Here is a 23,185-nt window from a genome sequence, read left to right on the forward strand (position 1 = left end):
CGCGACTGGTTGTGTGTGTCCGAGTGATCGAACAGCCGCGGAGCGGTGACATCCGTCAGCCTCGGGTTTTTAACCCGAGGTCTCGGGCGATCCTTTCCTCGCTCGACAAGCCGCGGAGAAACTATGGAGGGGGCAGGTCAGAGTGGAAAAGATTTGGCACACTCGTTGGGACGTTTAATAGCTTTTGAAACAATCCACAACGAGGTACCAAATCCATGTCCAAGTCTATCATGATTGGCTGCGACCTTCACGACCGCAGCATGCTCCTTCGCTACGCCGTCGGCACGCAAGTGCCCCAGCAACTTGCCCACGAAAACAATCCATCGGGACGCCGAAACATGATCGCGCGGATCAAACGGCTCGCTGACAAAGAGCGGTGCCAGCGGATTGTCTTTGCATACGAAGCCTCCGGGCTCGGGTTCGGACTCTCCGACGAACTGCACGAAGCGGGCATCGAATGCTACGTCCTTTCGCCATCACTGTTGCCCACCACCCCGAAGTCCGCCAAGCTCAAGACGGATGCCAAGGACGCTCAAATGCTATTGGAACAAGTCCGTGGTCACGTTTTAGCCGGTAATTCGCTGCCGGTCGTCTGGACACCACCCCAGCGACTTCGTGATGACCGGGAGCTCGTCCGGGCTCGGATCGACGTCGGCGACGAGCTGACTCGCGTCAAACTGAAAATCCTCTCGGGGCTGAAACGACGCGGCATCACCAAGCCGTCGTGGTATCAAACCCACTGGACCAAGCGATTCGTTCGCTGGCTGCGAGAAGACGTGATCGCTCAGATGGACTCGGTCGTCGCCGCGACGTTCGAGCGACTAGCGGATCGTTACGAAGCCTTCCGTCAGGAACAGACCAAGCTCGACAGCGCGTTGCGAAAACTATCGGGCGAATCGCGTTACGCCGCTGCTCACAAAAGGCTGCGTGAGATCCCTGGTGTTGGGCTGTTGACGGCGATGACGTTCCTGACCGAGATGGGTGACCTGACGCGGTTCAGCAATCGCCGGCAAGTTGGTGCGTATTTGGGGCTGGTTCCCTCGAGTCATGAAAGTGGAGAGAGTGACAATCGCAAAGGCCGAATCACGCGTCAGGGGCCTGCCAGACTTCGCAAATTGCTCTGTCAAGCGGCTTGGGTATCGATCTCGCGGAGTGAGTCAGCGGCGAAGGACTACCATCGGATCAAACAGGGCCAAAGCAAACGAACCAAGAAAGCACTCGTGGCGATGATGCGGAAGCTCGGGGTGGTGATGTGGCATCGTGCCTTGGAGTGCGGTGTGTCGAGCGAACTACTCGGGCGGAGCGGCCCAGTTGATCTTCAAGAGGCTTCGAGGATGCAAGCTGCCTAGAAGAGAGAACGACCACCGTGCGATGCCACTGAATCCGCAATTGAAGTTGAACCACATCCAACAACCGAACCGTCACCTGCTAGGAGAGGAATTTTCGTCACAGGGTTGATGCTTGAAGTCTTTTGAAGAGATTCCCGCATTGGCCAAGAGTCCTTCGAGAGTCGCGATCGAATCGTCGCTGGGTCCTACCCGTCGCGGAGAATGATCCGGCTCTCACTTGAATCACCCGCTTTGCGAAGCGAACTCGTTTACTGATCTGACGGCAATCCTGTCACGATCGAATAGCAGCTTGCGATGCAGATCGGAATCTCCCAGCGAGATCCAAAATTCACCCTTGACGAAAAAACCTACATAGCAGCGGCGACAGGTGACGAGCGATGAGAGGGGGAAATTGAAAAAGTGAAATTGCAAAACTTGGGCGGTTGAGGCGATGGCTCAGCGGTACCGGCGACGAACCGGACGCGATCTCGTTTCGGGCGGAGGTCGATTGCGGGGACGAGTACCGCTTCGCTGAGCCCGAGCACGAGAAGCGGGCGGCTAGCCCATCGAAATGGAAACCCGACGCGTCAGCGAGGCTTGCGCGGGATTCCCGATGCCGGCCCCAACCGGGGCGATGTTTGCACGAAAGCCAACGCTAATCGCTAATCGCTAGGAGCTAGTGGTCTGTCAGGACTTGTTTTTAGGGTAGTGGACGAGGCCACGAGTCCTGAACTGGCGTCGAATCCAAGGACTCGTGGCCTCGTCCACTACGATCAACCCTCACTTTTAACTTTGACGGACCACTAGAAGCTAGAAGCTAGAAGCTAGAAGCTTGCCGACTCACTTTCGTGAGTTGGCACGCGTGGCGACGCTGGGGGCTTCCACTGGGCTGAGTGCCAAGGCGAGCCAGCCGTCGCGAAGTTCGAGTTGGCTGACGGCGAGGTCTTGCATCGCGGGATGCTCGATCAGTTTGGGAGTCGTCAGGGGGATCACTCGATCTTCGGCCAACACCTTGTTGAAGATCGCGCGGATGGGCAGGCGTTGTCGCATCGACATGCCTGGGCCGCTGACTCGGAGATGACCGTCTCGGACCAGCCGTGCGTTCAATCCGTCGATCTCAGGCTTGTAGGCCGCGCGAACGATGAACCGTGTCAGCTTGGGACTGCCCGGTTGGCTCAGGCGAACGACTCGCAACGTCAACCACATTTTGCCGTCTTCGATTTCGATCGTCATCGGGCGGGTGGGGGAAAATGCGATTTCAGCTTCGCCGGGGACCTCTTCCGGCAATGCCACGCCGTCTTTGCCAAACAACGCAAACGTGTCGGTGTAGAGTTCTTGGAACGTCTTGACTTCCCCGCGCGGAAGGATTTGTTCCAGCGTGTTGTTGATGGCGGATTGGTGCATTTGCAAACTCAACCAACTGTCGTTCCAGGCTCGCGGGCGAGGGGTATGAGCGGCCAGTTGCCAATCACCTGCCAAGCGGTAGCGAGCGATCAAGCGTTCCGAGGTGGTTTCCAAGTCGATCACCGTCGGCGCCAGTTCCAGGCGTCCGAGTGGACCGAGCACGAGGTCGTCCCACTTTTCAGAAGCGTTGTTGGTTTGAGTCGTCAGTTCCGACTGGGTTCCCTGCACGACTTCGTCGCGAATTTGTTGCCGGGTGAGTTGGTTGGCCAGCGATTTGGTGTCTTCGTATTTCTTTTCCGCGATGCCGCGTACCAAGGAACCGATCAAGGGCCACTCGTTGACCTTGGAGTCCACTCGCTGCAAACGATTGTTCGCGTTGACTTGGACTTCCGTGCCGCCAACGGTCAGCCCGTCCGCTGAGATGCGGATCGGGGTGGAGGCATCGAAATTGGCCCAGCCATTGGAATGCACGGTCACGCCACTTTGCGCGGCTTGACTGTGGGTCGAAACGTCGCCGTGAGTCAGCAGGTCAATGCTCCATTGGCCTGGCGTCGGATTCAGTCGCAGGTCCATGGCGGTGCTGACATTGCTGGTTCCGCGGACCGGTGTGCCAGCGATTTGGGTTGAGATCGGCGACGTGCGGTCGGGGACCGAGGGGATCAAACGCTCGATCAGTTTCGCGGAGATCGCGGTGCGAACGTTGGCGTTGCGGTAGTTCAGGTCGATCGCCTTGGCGACTCGTGCCGCATGAGTGTCATCCGAGAATCGCAATGACTGAAACGCGTTGGTGACCTTCACGGCAGCCAAGTCAATCGCATCGGCTTCGGCACGTTCGAGGTCTTGGAGCAAGGCGACGTAATCGATCGGCATCGCGCTCCAGGTCTTCATCGCTTCGGTCAGTTGCTGAAGCGAGGGTTGATTCAACCAGTCTTCGTGTTCCGGTGCCAATCGCTTGGAAGTGATTCGGGACAAGTACCGCTGAGCCGTGAGGGCGCGTTGGTCCATGTCGTCGGACGATGCCAGCGTTTGAATTTTGTCGAGCAGCAGGAACGTCGTCCAACCTTGAGGGTCGCCCGTTTCAGGAAGCTGTTCGCGGACCTCGCGAATCAGTTGGTGAACGTCAAAACGCTGATGGGTTGGCGTTTGGCTGTGCAGGGTCAGTGTTTCGTGAGGCAACGTCCCGGAAGAATCGAACGAACCAGAGTGACCACGAGCCAATTGCCAAATCGATGCCCAGATGCTGGTGCGACGGGACAAGGAGTGGGACGCCTGCAGCCAACGGACTTGTTGGTCGCGTGCCGGGGCTCGTTCGGCCAGTTGCAGACCAGCGGCGGCCAACGATGACAATTCGCGAAGCACGGTGCCTGCTTCGGGATCGCCCAAACGAGAGAGCTGGCGAAGTCGATTCAATCGTTCGTCAACCTCTCCGGCCCAACGTCCCATCACGATCGAGGTCGCGTGACGACGGACGGCTTCTTCGGAGGAATCCGACAGGCCGTGATGGTCGCTGCTGCGCAGCATTTCCTCGTGAGCGGTTTTCAGATCGGTTTGTTCCATGTCGACGGATGTCAGCAACACGTCGTTCAGTTCTTCATTGGCATCCACCGCCAAATTCGCGTGCGATGAAAGCTCGGACAATTCCAAACGCAATTGTTTGGCGAGAGGCCAGCCGGTCACGTGATGAGTCTGGGCTGCTTTGGCAGCGTCCGTGGGGGAAACAACGGGCGGGCGCACGAAGCGGGGCAGATCCAGGTTGAGTTCGGGGAGCTCCGGTTCCGGAACACTGGGTTTGGCCAATACCGCGACGGATTCAGGAATCAGCGAAACGGACTCGGAGCGTTGCGAGTCGGTGTGGAACATTTCCGCGGGCAACGACAATGACGTTGGTTCGGTTGAAGTCGGGTCGTCCAACCCTGGCGACAGAGAAGCGGGAACCGATTGTGCGAATGGCTCGAAGGAGGGTTCCTGTTCCAATGTTTCTGCGAAACCCGCCAGTTCGGTTTCGATGTCGATCACGGGAGCTTGCAGCGTGCCAGATGAATCGCTTGCCAAACGCTCGGGCATGGTCAACCCACGCGCACCGTGGTCGTTGCGGTGGGCGTCTTCCGCGTGCGTTGAAGATGGCAGGGCGTCGGGTTGGTTCCAAGGCGAGAGCGGTTCCGCGGTGCCGAACCCGTGGCGGTTCGAAGCTCCCAATCCGTCCGGTGCGTTGGCGGAGGCTTCGTCGTTGGACTGTGTTTCGCCGTTCCGGTCCGACGTCAAGTATTGGAACGCCGGATCCGAAGCCACGTCCAAATTTGCCTGCGCGGAGGGTCCGTTGCCAAATCGGGCAAGCAACCCACCTGGTTCCAGCAAACCGGTCGAGTTCAGAAAGTAAGGCGTTGTGGTGGTCGCAATGACAGCGATGGACGCTGTGATCGGCCACAACAACAGCGATCGTCGGGAATCCTGACGCATTCGATGACTGATGGATTGGAGCAATTGAGAAGGACGGCGACGAGACGTTTTTCGCCGATCAAACGCTTATGCCTAAAATCGGCCCTCCAAACCAAGACGAATTCGGCGGTGGATCGAAAGCGGAGCCAAACTTTCGCATTCCGAGGGGCTGGTGGGCGTCGACCAGACCAGCCCGTCGGTGGGGTCAGGCCAGGCCCTCGCCTGTACATGGGGGGCAGACGGATTATGGTTGGTCAAAAAATGAAGCCGTGCCCGGTGGGAGCCCTGTTTCACGGACTCCATCCAAGCCGGATTTACCGCGTGAATCGCACCGTGAATTGCAAGGTGAATTGGTGCCGCGAAAGATCACCGTGAAACCCGACCCAATCCCTCTGCGACCGTCGACTGGTTGGTCGCTGCCACCTTTTCGGAGAATTCAAAACAAACGTGATCCAGCCTGATTCCCTGCCGCTTTCGCGCCGAAATCGATTTTTGATCAGCGTTCTGCTGATTGGGATGCTGTTGACGATCGCTCTGCCGCCGTTGGCGTTCCAAGCACGCGGTGCACGCGGACTGTCGCCGTCCGTTGGGACCTTGTTGGCGATGGTTTCTCCGGTCGCACAGATGTTCTATTTGGATCGTGGCTACGCTTTTTTTGCTCCGGATCCCGGTCCCAGTCACCTAATTCGGGCGAGCTCGGACGGTGGCAAAACGACGCAATTGTTTCCGGATTTGGAGGATCAGTGGCCTCGGTTGTCGTACCACCGGCATTTCATGTTGGCGGAATTTTTGAATGATTCGTACCAGCCCGCTTTGCCGCTGGAGGTCAGCCAGCTGATCGGTCCCGAGCTGAGTCCCGAGGAACTCCAAACGCTGCGAATGGGACGACAACGCTATGAACGGATTGCCGATTCGATGGTTCGGCACCTGCAATCGACGGGGAAATCGGACGTTTCGATCCAGCGAATCGAGCACCAAATGCCCGACTTTGTTCTGTTCGCGCAAGAGAACCTCTCGTTGATCGATGAGCGGTCTTACATCGAGTTGCCCGATCTCCCGATCACGCTGGAAAGTTTGCTGGGGAGTGTCCCTGAGTCGCTTCCGCAGCCGGAAGCCGGCGATGCAGTGGTCTTGGACCCAGAGGATTCCGAATCGGTTCCAGTGCCGGCGGGCGAACGGAAGAAAGGTTCAGGGAATCAGTCGGAAGACGCGGGCAGTCCCGCGGCCGAGAATCAGACACTGGACGAACCGGAGCAACCAGGCACTGCACCGGAGGACGTATCGTGATCGTTGAGTCGGCAAAACAGGTCGGATTGTCTTGGGTGGATGCCTGGGATCGGTTTTGGTTCACGCCTCGGCACATTGATACGTTGGCGGTGCTGCGGATCGTCACCGGTGCGATGCTGTTGTATTCACACCTGGTGCTCGCGGCCGACTTTTCTTCTTTCGTTGGAACGGAAGCTTGGATCGACAACGAGACCAGCGCGTGGTTGCATGATGGAACGCTTGGTGAAGCGACCGCGGCTTGGTCGTACTTGTGGTTGGTCGACAACGCGACGTTTCTTTGGCTGAATCATATCGTGACGATCCTGGTCACGGGATGCTTTCTGGTTGGCTTTTTGACTCGCGTGACAGGGCCGCTGGCGTGGTTCCTGCAATTGATGTTGGTGCATCGATTGCTCGGCAGCCTGTTTGGGTTGGACCAGATTGTCACTTACTGTGTGATGTACTTGGCCTTCGCTCCCTGTGGTGCGGTTTGGTCGGTCGATGCGAAGCTGCGTCGTCGTTTGACAGGCGATGGTGAGCGAACGCTTTCGGGTTGGAAAGCGTGGTTGTTCCCGGCAGACAAGAAGACGGTCTCGGCCAATGTGGCGACGCGATTGCTGCAGATTCATCTGTGCGTGATTTATCTGTTCGGTGGCCTCGCGAAGGCTCGTGGTGAACTTTGGTGGGACGGAACGGCGGTTTGGTTTGCCGTGGCAAACTACGAATACCAGTCGATTGACATGACAGTCTTGGGGCGGTTCCCGCGTGTTTTCACCGCGTTGTCGCACATCACGATGTTCTGGGAGATCTTCTACTGTGCCTTGGTTTGGCCGCGTTTGACTCGCGGGATCACGTTGGCATTGGCCGTCGCCGTTCACGGTGGGATCGCGTTGTTCCTGGGCATGATCACGTTTGGTGCGATGATGATCGCAGCCAACGGGATCTTTGTTTCGCCGGATTGGATTCGTCGCAAGCGGTTGGGCGAATCAGCGGAAGATGGCCACGAAGACGCGTCGCTATCCGGTGTGATGACGTCGCTAGGAACCGATTCCAACAATCGCACTCGTTCGGTTGCCTTGCCGGCGGATTTGCAACATCGGTTGGCGGAACTTGACGCGGCTGAAAAGGGGATCCAGAAACGTTATGCCAAGCTCAAACGCCGCGAAGCCAAGAACGAAGAACGCAAGCAGCGATTGCTGGCGACCCGCGAACAGATCAAGCAAAAACTGATCGACGGCAATCTGTCGGCAGGCGACAGCGTGCTCCGCAACGATGATCTTGAGGATGCCTGAGTCACCGTGGAAGTTGGCGTTCGCAGGTCGCGTGCGAGTTCACTCCCGTGGTGAGTTCACCACCAGTGACCATCGTCAGTGATCGGACGGATGTCGCATCGCATGGAATCCATCGCGGACGCCAATTCTCCGATGGCCCAGTCCAGGTCGTCGACTTCGAGTCGATACTCAGGCCACTTCCATCCGACCGGCCAAATCTGGTGCGGCGCTGGCCAGCGATCTTTTTCAGTCGTGTGCTGAATCCTCGCCAAGAGTCGTGGCAAACACAAACGAGGTGATCCGGATGTGGAGCCAAGTTGTTCGCCGAGGTCGTGGGAATCTCGCAGTGCCGCCGGAGGATCCGAGGCGATCCACTGCGTTAGGCCTTTGGCTGTGTCGGAGCGATCGGGATCGATCACGGTGATGCCGTGCTCGGACGAAAGTCGCTGACAGATGAGTTGCCGCAATTCCGCGTCGCCACCCACCAAAGCCATCGAGGGGACGTCGGCGGCGATGTGGTCACGCAGATCTTCGATCGTCCATCCGAAACGCGGGTCGCAGAAGTCCGCGGCGACGTCGCAGGCGGGTTCCAAAACAAAACGCCGAGCGGTGTATCGCGGATGCGGAACCACCAGAGCTTTCGAGGATCCCGCCGGGCCTCGACCGCCAATCAAGCCCCGAAGTCCGGCGGCTCGTGGTGGCCCCGCCAAGCGGCCATGCAGAACAACGTCGAGATCGATCACGCGGGCGCCCCAGCGAACGAGTCGTTTGCGGCCCAGATCAATTTCCAAGTGTTGCAACAAATCCAACACCTCCGCGGCGGAGGCTTCTGTGGCAAATGCGGCGACCGCATTGAGAAACGGTGATTGACCACCGGGACCACCGATCGGTGGCGTTTCAAACAAGCGGCTGGTTCGCAGGTTTGCGGGCGATCCGTGTGGGGCGTCGCCACCATCTTGCTGACCGGCATGCTTTTCACCAGGTGCGGCAACCAATCCCGATTCCGCGACCCGGCGAGCGGCTTCGGCGATCACCACTCGGCGGTCACCGAGGTTGGAACCGAAGCTGATGAGGCATTGCGTGGGCATGAACAGAACGCTGGCGAGAACAAGGGGGACGCGGTTGCTGGCGAATCATAGTGGGAACCCGACGCGTGAGCGAGGCGAGTGCGGGTTCGTCCTTCCTGACGCGTCGGGTTTCCATTGTTGATGGGCTTGCGGCGCGTCTTCTCGTGCTCGACGTCCGGCCAGAACTCAATCACGTCCGGTTCGTCATCGGCCACTGTTGTCGATCGCCCATCGGCTGATCGCCTCAACCGCCGGGATTTTACAGTTTACAATTTCACTGTTTCAATCTTCCCCATCTCGTTGCTCGCAACTGTTGCCGCTCCGCGGCTTGTCGAGCGAGGGGGCGGGACTCGCGAGACCTCGGGTTGGAAACCCGAGGCTGACGGATGTCACCGCTCCGCGGTTGTTCGATCACTCGGACGGACACAATTGGTCTCGGCGTGACGACAGTTGGCAGGCCCGTCGTGAACGATCACGTCCGGTTCGGCTTCGGTAACCGTTGTCGATCGCCCATCGGCTGATCGCCTCAACCGCCGGGATTTTACAATTTACAATTTCACTTTTTCAATCTTCCCCATCTCGTTGTTCGCAACTGTCGCCGCTGCTATGTAGGTTTTTTCGTCAAGGGTGAATTTTGGATCTCGCTGGGAGATTCCGATCTGCATCGCAAGCTGCTATTCGATCGTGACAGGATTGCCGTCAGATCAGTAAACGAGTTCGCTTCGCAAAGCGGGTGATTCAAGTGAGAGCCGGATCATTCTCCGCGACGGGGAGGACCCAGCGACGATTCGATCGCGACTCTCGAAGGACTCTTGGCCAATGCGGGAATCTCTTCAAAAGACTTCAAGCATCAACCCTGTGACGAAAATTCCTCTCCTAGCAGGTGACGGTTCGGTTGTTGGATGTGGTTCAACTTCAATTGCGGATTCAGTGGCATCGCACGGTGGTCGTTCTCTCTTCTAGGCAGCTTGCATCCTCGAAGCCTCTTGAAGATCAACTGGGCCGCTCCGCCCGAGTAGTTCGCTCGACACACCGCACTCCAAGGCACGATGCCACATCACCACCCCGAGCTTCCGCATCATCGCCACGAGTGCTTTCTTGGTTCGTTTGCTTTGGCCCTGTTTGATGCGATGGTAGTCCTTCGCCGCTGACTCACTCCGCGAGATCGATACCCAAGCCGCTTGACAGAGCAATTTGCGAAGTCTGGCAGGCCCCTGACGCGTGATTCGGCCTTTGCGATTGTCACTCTCACCACTTTCATGACTCGAAGGAACCAGCCCCAAATACGCACCAACTTGCCGGCGATTGCTGAACCGCGTCAGGTCACCCATCTCGGTCAGGAACGTCATCGCCGTCAACAGCCCAACACCAGGAATCTCACGCAGCTTTTTATGAGCAGCGGCGTAACGCGATTCGCCCGATAGTTTTCGCAACGCGCTGTCGAGCTTGGTCTGTTCCTGACGGAAGGCTTCGTAACGATCCGCTAGTCGCTCGAACGTCGCGGCGACGACCGAATCCATCTGAGCGATCACGTCTTCTCGCAGCCAGCGAACGAATCGCTTGGTCCAGTGTGTTTGATACCACGACGGCTTGGTGATGCCGCGTCGTTTCAGCCCCGAGAGGATTTTCAGTTTGACGCGAGTCAGCTCGTCGCCGACGTCGATCCGAGCCCGGACGAGCTCCCGGTCATCACGAAGTCGCTGGGGTGGTGTCCAGACGACCGGCAGCGAATTACCGGCTAAAACGTGACCACGGACTTGTTCCAATAGCATTTGAGCGTCCTTGGCATCCGTCTTGAGCTTGGCGGACTTCGGGGTGGTGGGCAACAGTGATGGCGAAAGGACGTAGCATTCGATGCCCGCTTCGTGCAGTTCGTCGGAGAGCCCGAACCCGAGCCCGGAGGCTTCGTATGCAAAGACAATCCGCTGGCACCGCTCTTTGTCAGCGAGCCGTTTGATCCGCGCGATCATGTTTCGGCGTCCCGATGGATTGTTTTCGTGGGCAAGTTGCTGGGGCACTTGCGTGCCGACGGCGTAGCGAAGGAGCATGCTGCGGTCGTGAAGGTCGCAGCCAATCATGATAGACTTGGACATGGATTTGGTACCTCGTTGTGGATTGTTTCAAAAGCTATTAAACGTCCCAACGAGTGTGCCAAATCTTTTCCACTCTGACCTGCCCCCTACATAGTTTCTCCGCGGCTTGTCGAGCGAGGGGGCGGGACTCGCGAGACCTCGGGTTGAAAACCCGAGGCTGACGGATGTCACCGCTCCGCGGTTGTTCGATCACTCGGACGGACACAATTGGTCTCGGCGTGACGACAGTTGGCAGGCCCGTCGTGAACGATCACGTCCGGTTCGGCTTCGGTAACCGTTGTCGATCGCCCATCGGCTGATCGCCTCAACCGCCGGGATTTTACAATTTATAATTTCACTTTTTCAATCTTCCCCATCTCGTTGCTCGCAACTGTCGCCGCTCCGCGGCTTGTCGAGCGAGGGGGCGGGACTCGCGAGACCTCGGGTTGGAAACCCGAGGCTGACGGATGTCACCGCTCCGCGGTTGTTCGATCACTCGGACGGACACAACCAGTCGCGGAGTGACGGAAGCCTTGGGGGTGCATCGTGTGGAACGCGTTAGCGCTGCATGGGGACCGCGGTGGTCCACTCGGGCAATTCGGTGGCCTCGTTGGTGATCCCCAGAACAATCGTCGAGGGATGCTGCGATGCCTTGCCGATCAACAAGCACTGAGAGAGCTGCACGCAGTCGTTCAAATTTTCGCGGCGGAGCAATCGTTCACAACGACTTGTGTGCCACTTGTTTCGGAGGGATCGCCATCCGAGCCCCTGGGACGCGGGAGCACACCAGTCGACTCGCAGTCGCGGCATGGCCATTGATTCGTGGCCTTCGGACTGTTGCGATGCGTTGGCTTCTCGCCAAGCTTGGCCCAAGGCGACGAAGAAGGCGGGCTGCAATCGCAGCTCATCCGGCGTCACCAAAACCAAAGTCTTGCCGTAGCGAACGGCTTGTTCGACGGTTCGGTGCAACAACGTTCGCAAAGTATGATCCGGTGTGAACATCGACCACGCAGGGATTCAAAGCCCGAGAGAAGATTCAAGCTCGAACAACACTCTGTTCATTGAGTGAGACGAATCTCAATTCAATCGCAGAGAAACAAGACGGTTCGGTCATGACCGAACCGTCATCCGATTCTGTCCAAGGTCCGGTGGCCTTCGATCAAGATTGCGGCGAACGCATCTTGGCCAACATCGCTTGGAAGTCGACCGCGACAGGACGACCTGCAGACACGTCCGCTGATTCATGATGCAACGCGGCAGTTTCGACTTGCACATCGTCTTCGATGACCAGCATGTCACGGTCGTCGTGGTTGACAGCGATGTCTTCGCCATCTTCTTCGATCCACAACACGGGTGCCGAAGCAGCGATGGCCGATTGATTTTGCATCTCGCCCATTTGAGCTTCGTCGCAGACTTCATCCATGCCATTGGCATCGTCGCCGAGCAACGACAAAGGTGAATTGGCCGCACCACGCATGCTGAGGATTTCTTCGTGCAACGACGTTTCCAGATCGGACGCCACGTTGTCGCAGGCGTCGAATTTGTCAGTTGCTTCTACCGAGGCCGCCAAGGCGTCGACGGTGGAATTGATTTCCTCTTCGTCGTCGAACTCACCGAACAGTTGGTCCGCCGTTGGCGTGGAAGCGACGGGGGCTTCGCTGTTGTGCGATTCAGCTTCTTCGGTCTCGGGCAAGTTGGCCGCGAGAGCGGATCCAATGACGTCGGAGACCATCTCGTAGTCGCCTTCGTAGGTCTGACAATCAATGCTCAGCGAGCCGAATTCGAGGTTGTCGGTGGCTTCTGGCGACGCCGTGGTATCTTCGCAAACCAGGGATTCCTCGATGGTTTGCTGGTCGGTGGTGGGTTCCGATGTGGCAACCGCGACGTCTTGTAGTTGTTCACCGTGGCACGGTTCTGCCTGACAAGGGCCATTCTGACATTGGCCATCTTGGCACTGTTCGCCTTGGCACAGGTCGCCTTGGCAAAGGCCAGTTGTTTGGCAGGCTTCTTCGCCGCACTCGGAGGTGTTGCAGGCTTGCGTGTCGCACGTGGTGGCTTCGACTTCTGCGACCGCTTCGCTTTCGTTCGGCAAAGCCTGATCGTTCCAGCGTCGGCCCAGGTCGCTGGCGTCGTTGGATTCAATGGTTGCTGATTCGAAGGTTGCCGAGGTGGATTCCTCATCCGAACTGGTTTCGTCCCACATCGAATCATCGAGTGCGCCGAATTCGACGTTGGAGGATTCTCCGTTGGGCTGGGCGATGGTGGGTTCCTCCATCACCGGGCTTGGCAATTGTTGCAGCGTCGCCCAGGCACGATCGACGATTTTGTTGTCGATGATGCTTTGGTTCAACGACGCGGCGCAATCGATCGCGGCTGTCATCATTTGGTTGATCAAACGAGGCGTGCCGCTGCAAGCTTGGTGAATGGCACGGATCGCTTCGTTGGTGATCGCTTCCTGGGGATTGGACCCGCAGTTCTTGATCACATCTTGGACGTAGGTCAGGGCTTCGTCGCCGTTGAGCGGGTGCAGGTAGCACCGAGTTGCGACGCGTTGCACGAGTGCTTCGAGCGATGGCAGTGCCAGGGTCTCATCCAGCTTGGGGCCGCCCAGCAGAACCGCACTGACGCGTGGTTGGCCTTCGCTCATCGTGTTGGTGATGATGCGAATGGTTTCCAGCACTTCCGGTGTCAACGCTTGCGCCTCGTCGACCAGCAGCAGCAAACCGGGGAATTCCGCGGTGCTGCGAGCGAGTCGCTCGACCAGGGCGAATTGCGGATCTTCGTTGGGTTCCAGTGGGGTCGAATGAATCCCACGGACTCGGTTCAATCGCGTCAGCAGGTGACGTTGGAACAACAAGGGGTTGTCCAGCATCGCGTCACCGAGCACCACGACCTCGCGACGACCCGCGAATTGCTTCAGCAGCAACTGGCACAGCAAGGACTTGCCGACGCCGGGGGGGCCGATGACCAGCGAAATTGCTTCCCAGGCTTCAATTGCTCGTTGGATTCGTTGCAATGCCTCGTCCTGCGATCCAACGGGAACGTAACGTTCCGCACTGGGGAAGGGCGGGAAGGGAGGCACGTGAAAAGAGTGTTCAACCGAAGACATGGTCGAAGTTTCCTAGGCGGAACAAGTGGGAGAATGCGGACACGCCGTCTAATCGTTACAGTCGTCACCCAGACCGCAGGGTCTGAAACAAATTTCATTCATTTCTGACGAAATCACCTCATGCCCCCTCGCCTTGCCCCGTGACAAAGAGCCCTTCGACCAAGCCACGCAAACCAGCCTCCACCGCGACGATCGATTGGTACGATCGGCCTCAGTACTTTGACATGGTGTTCCGTGACGAAACGGCAACCGAAATGGCATTCTTTGACGAGGCGTACCAGCGTTACGCGACCGGAACCGTTTCGCGGGTTTATGAACCCGGTTGTGGCAGCGGTCGTTTGGTGGCCGCTTCGGCAGCCCGCGGGTACGACGTCATTGGGTTGGATAACAACGACGCGATGCTCGCTTATCTGCAGCGCCGATTGCAACGTCGAAAATTGTCGGCCGAGCTGATCAATGGCGACATGACGTCTCACGTGTGTTCGCCCCCCGTGGATGCCGCGTTTTGCACGTTCAACACGTTCCGTCACATGATGGATGAAGACGCAGCGGTCGCGCATCTGCGAGCGGTGGCGGCCTCTTTGCGAACTGGCGGGATTTACGTGCTCGGGTTTCACTGCATTCCGATGGACGCGGATCCGGACTGCATCGAGCGTTGGAAAGCGTCCCATGGGGGCACGAACATCAGCGTGACTTTGAAAGTGGTGGATTTTCAGCGACGCAAACGACGTGAAACACTTCGCGTTTCGATCAAAGCCACTCGAAAAAACGGAACTGTCGAGCGAGTCCGCAGTGAGTTTCCGCTGCGGCTTTACACTCCCAAACAAGCCGTCACGATGTTGAAGTCCGTCCGTGATGAGCTGGAAATCGTCGGTGTCCATGACTTTGACTATGAAATCGAACATCAGCGAGAAATGGACAACGACCTGACCGACGCCGTGTTTGTTCTCCGAAAACAATAATTTTCTGAAGCGACCCTGATGACGCACGCATTCCAAGCCACCTGCGCCGCGACCGGCGAGTTCCTTCCCGGTGAATTTGCCGAAGCGACCGCCGCGCAAATTGATTTTGCCTGCGGACGAGCCGCCGAGGCCGCAGTCCAGATCCGCGAATTGACGCCCGATCAGCTCGGCGAATTCCTTTCCGCGGTGGCGACCGAGATTCGATCGCGACGGGAGGAAATCGTGTCCCGCTGCGAACTGGAAACGGGATATTTGAATGCTCGTGTGGAAGGCGAATTTGATCGAGCGATGGGGCAACTGGATCTTTTCGCTCGATTGGCGGTCGAGCGACCTTGGGACCGCGTGACCTCGGAAGCGGCGGATCCGGATCGCAAACCATTTCCCAAACCCAGCATGACGCGGCGGTTTGTTCCGGTTGGGCCTGTGGCGGTGTTTGGTGCCTGTAATTTTCCGTTGGCGATCTCGGTGATTGGCAATGATTTTGTCGCTGCGGTTGCCACGGGGAATCCGGTGGTTGTGAAGTCGCATCCCAGCCATCCGGGCACCTGCGAACTGCTTGGCAACGCCGTCAAAGAAGTCGTGAAGCGGTTGAAGCTGCCCTTGGGAACGTTTGAATTGTTGCATGGGCGAACCCCGGAAACGTCGGTCCGTGTGATCTCTCATCCCGCGATCGCCGCGGTCGGGTTCACCGGCAGTCCTCAAGGTGGCCGGGCTCTGGCGAAGGCAATCTTGGACCGCGAAAACCCGATTCCCATTTTCGCGGAATTGGGCAGCACCAATCCGGTCTTTATCACCCCGGACGCGATGGCCGTTCGAGCAAAGGCGATCGCGGAAGGCTTTGCCGGATCGCTGAGATTTGGCAACGGTCACATGTGCACCAAGCCTGGTGTGGTGGTGATTCAAGAGCGGGATGCTGACGCGTTCATTGCAGCAACTCGGGGTATCTTTGCCAAACAGCCGAACCTTCCCATGTTGAGTGGTCCTGTGGCGGAGGCGTTTGATCGCGGGATTGAACAGCTTCGAGCAGCCAAAGAGGTGGATTCCTTGTTCGTTGCCGAAGCAATCGAAACAGAAGGCCCCTGGCATCGGGGGGCTCACTGGTTTGGCATGAATGCGGAGACCGCGATTCGTGAGCGGTGGCTGCACAGCGAAACGTTTGGTCCGGTTTCGATTTTGGTGCGCTGTCGGGGGGAAGCGGAAATGTTGCGGGTAGCCGAAGGGTTCCATGGGTCACTGACCACGACACTGCACGCCGAGACGTCTGAGAATGAGTTTGCGCAGTGTTGGCGCCGCATCGCAGAACGCTTTGGTGGCCGGATCATCCTCAACGGTTGGCCGACGGGAATGGAGATTGGTTCCGCGACGCAGCATGGCGGCCCGTTTCCCGCCAGTCTGGATGGTCGCAGCACCTCCGTCGGGCACGCCAGTTTGGAACGGTTCGTTCGACCGTTGTGTTTTCAGAACTGGCCTGAGGACGTGATGTTAGCGAAACGCTCGGGTCCATGAGTCCCGCCTGGGGGACCGGGAAAGGAACGTTTTCAATCGGGGCGAAAGCGATCTTTCCTGCTCTGAAAAGTCGCTCGGATCGACTAGAATACGCAGTTGTAATTGATGTGATCTGACAAACGACTCCATTGAATAAGCGTTCGGCATCCAGCCTGTGCCTTCCCCATCCGAAGATCCAACCGAAGTTCGCACTTCGACGTCCGAAGAAAGCCTCGTCAATCACGTTGGCGACTACAAAATTGTCCGTACGCTCGGGACGGGCGGGATGGGCGAAGTCTATTTAGCTCAGCACACCACGACGCAGCAAACGGTTGCGTTGAAAATGTTGCGGCATCATGTCGCCAACCAACAGCGTTTCCGGCGACGATTCCAACGCGAAGCTCAATTGATTCAAGGACTGGATCATGAGCACATCGTGCCACTGCTAGAGACGGGAGAAGAAACGGGCGTGCCATTTTTGGCGATGCGCTTGATCGAGGGCAAAACCCTGGCGGATTTGATTCTGGAACAGAAGGGAATCGAACAGTCGATGGCAGCGGGGGACGCTTCGCAATTGGAGACGGCCGTTCTGACACCGACTCAAGCGGTGTCCGATGACCAGGCAACCAATTTTCAATCGATAGCGAACTCGATTGCCGATATCGCGGATGCATTGCACTTCGCGCATTCTCAGAAGATCATTCACCGCGATGTGAAGCCGTCCAACTTGATGCTCGATCGCGATGGCAAGATCTGGTTGACCGATTTTGGTTTGGCTTTCTTGGAAGACGAGCAAACCGCGTTGACCATGACAGGCGACTTGGTGGGAACCCCCGCTTACATGAGTCCCGAGCAAACGCTGGGGTCGCATTCCGAAGTCACCCGTCGTTCGGATGTCTACAGCTTGGGGGCGACGCTTTATGAATGGGCGACGCTGCATCGTCCGTTCAGCGGCAACCGAGAACAGGTGCTGGTCAATGTTGCTCAAGGCAGTTTGGCGACACCGCGGAGTCTTCGTGCTGATCTTCCGCTGGCACTGGAAGCCGTCATTTGCAAAGCGATGTCTCGCTCGCCAGAGGCTCGCTATCCCACCGCGGCTGCCTTTGGCGACGACCTTCGACGGTTTGCGAACGGCAAACCTGTCATGGCAAAAATGCCAGGTTGGACGGAGCGTTTGTTCCGTTGGAGCCAGCGAAATCCGTTGGTCGCTTTGGCGTCTTTTCTCGGAGTGATCACGACCGTGGTCGCGGTGTTGGGAATGCAAGCGATCTATTCCGGTCAGTTGGTCCGCATCAACGAGCAATTGGCGAAGAGCAACGATGATCTCATCACGTCGAACTTGCAGTTGGAAGCCCGAGAAGCCGAGCTCAGCAATCAGCTTTTTATCTCGGACATGTCGCTTGCCTTCCAAGCCTACGCGGCGAAGAACCTGATCACGACCAAACAGTTGTTGGACAAGCATCGGGAAGAGTCGGTGCCGTTTGGATCTCGGCGATTCGCGTTGGAGCTGTTGGACTACCTTGCCACGCCGCCCTCTTCGGTTTTGCTGACCAAGCACCAGGCGGCTGCCACCGCTGTTGCGGTTTCGGAAGATGGCAAACTGGTGGTGTCCGCCAGTGAAGACGGCGAAGTGCATGTGGTGGATCTGGAGACGAAACAACTGCTCCACAAGTATTCGTTGCCGGGACGGCTCGATTCCATTGCAATCAGCCCGGACAAGCAGTTTTTTCTAACCGGTCTGAATGAATCGATCGGGTTCACCCCGATCAAAATGCACCGCGTTGACAACGGCGAAGAAGTTCTGGGGTTGCTGGGGCATTGGCATTCAATGGAATCCGGAACCTTCTCATCCGATGGGAAGTGGATTGCAACGGCCGACCGGTACCGACAAATCCAGGTGCATGACACGGACGGAAACGTGATCGACTCGTTTGACGCACAATCCCGAAATGAGTCGCTGCGTTTCCTCGAAGACAGTCACCGATTGGTTTATGTCCAAAAATCGCAAGCCGGTCACGAAGTCCGAGTGCGAGATCTGGACACGGAAGACGAGACAGTGATCCCGACCGACGTGATGACGGCCCAGTTTGCAATCGCTCATCCTCGCGGCAAGTCGAATCCATTTCGAATCGTGACACAGGGCTACGGCTCCCTTTCTGTTTCCGATTCCGATCAATCCGCTCCGTTTGTGAAAGTGAATCATTTCAATGCGGTGTTCCGTTGCGTGGCGATCAGCCGCGATGGAGAGATGATCTACAGTGGCACGGATGAAGGATCCGTCTATGTGTGGCGATTGAAAGACCGAGACGTCTACAACCAATTGTTTCGTCCTTTGCTGGTGCCGGCCGCCAACGGTCGGATCTATGAGATCGCGACGGTGCCAGAAGAATCCGAAATGCCTCGGTTTGTGACGTCGGCTGAAGACGGAAACGTCATTCTTTGGGACACCCAAGAAAAGATGCCGATTCGTCCATCGCACCCGAAAGTTCCCTATCCATGGACGTCCGTTTTAAAGTTGGCGACGCCCCACCACGGATCGTCGGATGTCTTCCTTCGAATGAATGGTGGCGCCGTCGTTCACTACAACCCGCAAACAGAATTGCGGGGACTCTCAGTGATCGCACACCAACCCATTCGCGGCACGGATGAGATCGCAGTCACGGAAGACGCCTCTACGATCGCGGTCGCAACGGACACCGAACTGAGTGTCTACGACGTCGAATCAAGGCGTCTCATCAAGACGATTCCGAGTCCAGATTTGGAGAGAAACTGCCGTGGACTTCATTACCTGGGGCAGCGTTTGTATGTTCTCTACACCGAGGAAGTGTTGGTCTACGACCTTCCTGATTATTCATTGGTAGGTACGATCACGCTGCCAGTGGACAACGCCAACTCGTTGACCCGCATCCCGTCGGAAGACGCCTTGTTGGTCGTGACCGAACGGGCGTTGTGCAAATTGGAGGGCATGTCCGCGAGTCTCCTTGAAAACGCGGGCTCAGCAGCTGACTATTTCGATCGAGTGGTCTTCGATTCACGCGGGAAACAAATGGCGATCATCCGGTTGAATCGGCTGATTGAAATTCGTTCCTTCCCTGAAGGCGAGACTCTCGCTGTGTTGCGAGGGCATATTCGGCACCCGAGCGATTGTTCGTTCATGGACAACGACATGACGGTTGCGACGACCAGCGAAGAAGGACTCGTTCGGTTCTGGGACATCGCGAGCGAGCGTGAAATGGGATCCCTGTTGACTGGAACACACGATTCAAACTGCCTGCACTATTTCAAGGAGGCTGATATGTTGCTGGCAACGTCTGCTGCAGCACCGATGGAGCTTTGGGTGACCGACCGAAGTCAAGCAAAACTCTCGCCTCTCTTGCAAACGGAGGAAAAATGAGCAGATGAAATCCGACTGGAGTCTGTGAACAATGCTGTTGCGATCGAGGCAGTTTCGAACTCTTTTCGGTGATGATCCCTTCGGTCTTAGTTGTCGGTGCGAAGAATCATCGCTTGTCAGACACTCCCTGCCCTTCGATCCATTGAGTCCAACACGAAGTGAATTCGCCAAACGACGCCCCGACGGAAGCAGCCAGGAGCGAGGACGATCAAGCCGGTACGCCAACCCAACATTTTGGCAACTACCAAATCATCCGAACGCTCGGTTCGGGAGGAATGGGCGAGGTCTACCTGGCGGAGGACATCACGACGGGGCAGAACGTCGCGTTGAAGTTGTTGCAGCACCAAGTTTCAAAGCAGGTCAGGATGCGGCGGCGGTTTGAACGCGAAGCAAACCTGATTCAGGAACTGCGACACGAACACATCGTCCCGCTGATGGATTCTGGCGTCGAGCGGGGAATGCAGTACCTGGTGATGCGCTACATCGATGGGCCAACGCTCGCCGACCGCATTTTGAAAGCCACCGGCGAGCATGAATCGCAAGAGTTCTCCATGGACTCGACTCATGAATGCGAAACGGCTGACACCGAATGCGATCGTGCTGGAACCGCAACGGCTTCGTTTGAGCTCATCGCCGAATCGATTGCTGACATTGCCGACGCGCTGCAGGTTGCTCACAACGAGCGAGTGATTCACCGAGACATCAAACCATCGAATTTGCTCTTCGACCGCGAGGGGAAGATCTGGTTGACAGATTTTGGATTGGCGCTGATCGAAGATCAAAACACGGCGCTCACGCTCAGTGGCGCTATTCTGGGCACACCGGCTTACATGAGCCCGGAACAAACCTTCGGATCGCAGACCGACATCACCCGTCGATCTGATATCTACAGTTTGGGAGCCACTTTGTACGAGTGGGCAACTTTGCGACGGCCCTTTCAAGGCAGTCGTGATCAAATATTGGCCAACGTTGCCAATGGCAGCCTCGTCACTCCTGGCAGCGTTCGCGGCGACCTGCCACGTCCACTCGAAGCCATCATCTGCAAGGCGATGTCGCGTTCGCCTGACTCGCGATATTCCACTGCTGAGGAATTTGCCGAAGATCTTCGTCGCTTCGCAGCTGGCGAATCCGTTCAGGCGAAAATGCCTGGCTGGTCCGAACGTTCGCTGCGATGGGGCCGGCGCAACCCTTTGGTGACCTTGGCGACATTGATCGGTGCGATCTCTCTGGTCATGACCGTGTTGGGGATGCAGGCCATGCATTCAGAGCAACTCACGCGAGTGAACAAAAAACTCGCGGAGAGCAATGACGAGTTGATCGAGACCAACCTGGAACTGGAATCCCGCGAAGCACAGTTGCGAGAACAACTGTATGTGTCGGACATGTCGTTGGCATTCCAGGCCTACAACGGGCACAACCTGAAGGCCACCAAGGAACTGCTCGATCAACATCGGCCGAAACCTGAGGAAGCCGGATCCAGCCGATTTGCTTTTGAAATTCTTGACTACTTGGTCACGCCTCCGCCGTCAAAACTATTGACCCAGCACCACTCGCCAGCGACCGAGGTCGCAGTTTCGCGAGACGGGCAATTTGCGATCTCGGTCAGCAAAGATGGCGAGGTCCATGTGATCGATTTGCAATCGGAAAAACTCACACATCGCTACCAACTGTCCGGACGTCTCGACGCGATTGCGATCTGTCCGGACAACAAACATTTTCTGACTGGTCTGAACGGCGACGTGGGCTTCAACTCGATCACGCTTCGTGAGATCGCGACAGGAACCGAGACGCTTGGATTGCTCGGGCACTGGCACAACATCGAATCCGCCGCGTTCTCTTCCGACGGAACACTTTTCGCGACGGCGGGGCGGTATCGCGATGTTCAGGTTCATCGTCTGGATGGAACGGCGGTCAAAACGGTACATGGCGGATCGCGAAACGAATCGCTGCAGTTTGCGGGGGACGGTCATACACTCGCCTACGTGAAAGAGGTTGGCAAACAACGTTTGCTGCATGCCATCGACCTCGATACCGATCAGGAAACTCGCATCCCGATTGAAGGTGAAACACTTCAGTTTTCCATCGTGCAGCCAGCCGGTGATCCGTATCGCACGGTGGCCTTTGGCAACAAATATATCAAGGTCGCGGATTCCACCAACGAAAGCCATTTCGCTCAAGCTTTTGCCTTGAATGCTCCGGTTCGTTGTGTCGCCATTTCCGCTGATGGCGAAGACATGTTTGCAGGAACCGATGATGGGCTGGTCTACGCGTGGACACTGATCAACCGAACGGAGTCGGGCGATTTTCAGCCGCCGATGATCTTCCAAGCAGCGGAAGGTCAAATCAGCAGCATTCAGGTGATCCCCGCAAATGACAATTCAGCACGGATCGTAACAACCGGCGAAGACGGCCAGGTTCGGCTATGGGACTTGACTGACAAATTGCCGGTTCGTCCAAACCCTGTGGGACGCACGTTTGTGACCGCTCACATCATCAATTCGTATTCGCACCATGAGCGACCATTCGATGTCTTTTTGAGGTTGGACGACAACAGTGTTTGGCACTACGACCCCAGACGGGATTTGAATCGAATGTTGCCGATCAAGTGCGATTTAAAGGAATGGGGATTTCAGTTTGGCTGCGATTCGCGTGCGTCAAAGATCGCCATCGCGAACAGTGACGAAGTCGAAGTCCGCGACGTGGCGTCGTCTGAGTTGCTTGCTCGAATCATTCCGCCGTACGAAACAGAATCGATCAGCGACGTGAAGTTCGTCGAGGGGAAACTGTGTGTGCTGTTGAGCAAACAGTTGTTGGTTTACGACGCGGTGGACTATTCACTCGTTGAAACCCATGATCTTCCGAGCGACAACAACAGTCTGCTGCTGAATATTCCGGGCAGCGATGCCCTGATGATCAAAGCGTCCAACATGCTTTGCACCTACGAGAATTCGATCGTCTCCGTTTTCGAAGCATCGTCCACGGCGGCGGTGCGATACGTGCGAGTCGATTTTGATGCCACCGCCAGCCGGATTGCGGTGGTGTTCGACAATCGATTGGTGGAGGTTCGCAGCTATCCGCAGAACGAGACGATCGCGGTGTTGCGAGGGTATTCCAAACCGATCGCTGACACCATTTTTCTAGATCGTGGACGAACGCTGGCCACAACCGGTGAAGAGGGATTGATACGGTTCTGGGATTTGTCGAGCGAACGCGAAATGGGAATGCTTCCGACTGGGAGGCACTTAGAAAACGATCTGCACCTTCTTGGTGACACCGATCTATTGATGGTCACCTCGAGACAATCACCCGCGGAACTGTTACTTACCAAACAGTCTCGGGCTAGGCTGGCCGAACAACGTCGGGCCATAGGATTGGATTGATCCAACGGGAG

At 57.0% G+C, this 23,185-nt stretch carries 12 protein-coding genes; 7 read left to right on the forward strand and 5 right to left on the reverse strand.

All coding sequences use genetic code 11. The features are described from left to right. Positions 1–215: 215 nt before the first annotated feature. Complete coding sequence (locus UH5x_RS00285; RefSeq protein WP_482633045.1) at positions 216–1,349, forward strand: IS110 family RNA-guided transposase; 1,134 nt, start codon at positions 216–218, stop codon at positions 1,347–1,349. Positions 1,350–2,168: 819 nt separating this feature from the next. Here the strand turns inward: UH5x_RS00285 and UH5x_RS00290 are convergent. Further along, positions 2,169–5,189 (reverse strand): hypothetical protein, encoded by a 3,021-nt coding sequence (locus UH5x_RS00290; protein WP_482634304.1) that lies wholly within the window; start codon positions 5,187–5,189, stop codon positions 2,169–2,171. A gap of 426 nt (positions 5,190–5,615) precedes the next feature. Here UH5x_RS00290 and UH5x_RS00295 point away from each other — a divergent pair, with 426 nt between their 5' ends. After that, positions 5,616–6,455 carry a hypothetical protein gene (locus UH5x_RS00295; RefSeq protein WP_482634305.1) on the forward strand — a complete coding sequence of 280 codons (840 nt, stop codon included), beginning with the start codon at positions 5,616–5,618 and terminating at the stop codon, positions 6,453–6,455. Beyond that, positions 6,452–7,726 carry an HTTM domain-containing protein gene (locus UH5x_RS00300; RefSeq protein ID WP_482634306.1) on the forward strand — a complete coding sequence of 425 codons (1,275 nt, stop codon included), beginning with the start codon at positions 6,452–6,454 and terminating at the stop codon, positions 7,724–7,726. The genes UH5x_RS00295 and UH5x_RS00300 overlap by 4 nt, the downstream gene beginning before the upstream one ends. Before the next feature lie 56 nt (positions 7,727–7,782). Here the strand turns inward: UH5x_RS00300 and folK are convergent, their stop codons facing one another. From folK to UH5x_RS00320, 4 genes are all read right to left on the reverse strand, one after another. Continuing rightward, positions 7,783–8,793, reverse strand: coding sequence for a 2-amino-4-hydroxy-6-hydroxymethyldihydropteridine diphosphokinase (folK, locus tag UH5x_RS00305; protein ID WP_482634307.1), 1,011 nt, complete (start codon positions 8,791–8,793; stop codon positions 7,783–7,785). A 938-nt stretch (positions 8,794–9,731) separates the two neighbouring features. Then, the gene (locus tag UH5x_RS00310) at positions 9,732–10,865 is read right to left on the reverse strand and encodes an IS110 family RNA-guided transposase (protein WP_482634308.1); all 1,134 of its coding nucleotides are present in this window, start codon (positions 10,863–10,865) and stop codon (positions 9,732–9,734) included. Between the two features lie 537 nt (positions 10,866–11,402). Continuing rightward, positions 11,403–11,846, reverse strand: coding sequence for a hypothetical protein (locus tag UH5x_RS00315; protein WP_482634309.1), 444 nt, complete (start codon positions 11,844–11,846; stop codon positions 11,403–11,405). Positions 11,847–12,003: 157 nt separating this feature from the next. After that, positions 12,004–13,953, reverse strand: a complete 1,950-nt coding sequence (locus tag UH5x_RS00320) for an ExeA family protein (protein ID WP_482634310.1) — start codon at positions 13,951–13,953, stop codon at positions 12,004–12,006. A gap of 140 nt (positions 13,954–14,093) precedes the next feature. On the opposite strand from UH5x_RS00320, the gene UH5x_RS00325 reads away from it, so the two are divergent. From UH5x_RS00325 to UH5x_RS00340, 4 genes are all read left to right on the forward strand, one after another. Further along, entirely contained in the window at positions 14,094–14,915 is an 822-nt protein-coding gene (locus tag UH5x_RS00325) for a class I SAM-dependent methyltransferase (RefSeq protein WP_236696267.1), read from the forward strand. A gap of 18 nt (positions 14,916–14,933) precedes the next feature. Next, a complete protein-coding gene (locus UH5x_RS00330; protein ID WP_482634311.1) occupies positions 14,934–16,421 on the forward strand; it encodes an aldehyde dehydrogenase (NADP(+)) in 1,488 nt (495 codons plus the stop codon). Between the two features lie 154 nt (positions 16,422–16,575). Then, the gene (locus tag UH5x_RS00335) at positions 16,576–19,794 is read left to right on the forward strand and encodes a protein kinase domain-containing protein (protein WP_482634312.1); all 3,219 of its coding nucleotides are present in this window, start codon (positions 16,576–16,578) and stop codon (positions 19,792–19,794) included. Between the two features lie 158 nt (positions 19,795–19,952). Further along, positions 19,953–23,174 (forward strand): protein kinase domain-containing protein, encoded by a 3,222-nt coding sequence (locus tag UH5x_RS00340; protein ID WP_482634313.1) that lies wholly within the window; start codon positions 19,953–19,955, stop codon positions 23,172–23,174. The last annotated feature ends 11 nt before the right edge of the window (positions 23,175–23,185 follow it).

The organism is Rhodopirellula sp. UH5, assembly GCF_056839225.1.

Bases quoted from the DNA above. Each gene is read 5' to 3' on its own strand.
- UH5x_RS00285 (WP_482633045.1), top strand. From the start codon at position 216: ATGTCCAAGTCTATCATGATTGGCTGCGACCTTCACGACCGCAGCATG.
- UH5x_RS00290 (WP_482634304.1), bottom strand. From the start codon at position 5,189: ATGCGTCAGGATTCCCGACGATCGCTGTTGTTGTGGCCGATCACAGCG.
- folK (WP_482634307.1), bottom strand. From the start codon at position 8,793: ATGCCCACGCAATGCCTCATCAGCTTCGGTTCCAACCTCGGTGACCGC.
- UH5x_RS00310 (WP_482634308.1), bottom strand. From the start codon at position 10,865: ATGTCCAAGTCTATCATGATTGGCTGCGACCTTCACGACCGCAGCATG.
- UH5x_RS00315 (WP_482634309.1), bottom strand. From the start codon at position 11,846: ATGTTCACACCGGATCATACTTTGCGAACGTTGTTGCACCGAACCGTC.
- UH5x_RS00320 (WP_482634310.1), bottom strand. From the start codon at position 13,953: ATGTCTTCGGTTGAACACTCTTTTCACGTGCCTCCCTTCCCGCCCTTC.
- UH5x_RS00330 (WP_482634311.1), top strand. From the start codon at position 14,934: ATGACGCACGCATTCCAAGCCACCTGCGCCGCGACCGGCGAGTTCCTT.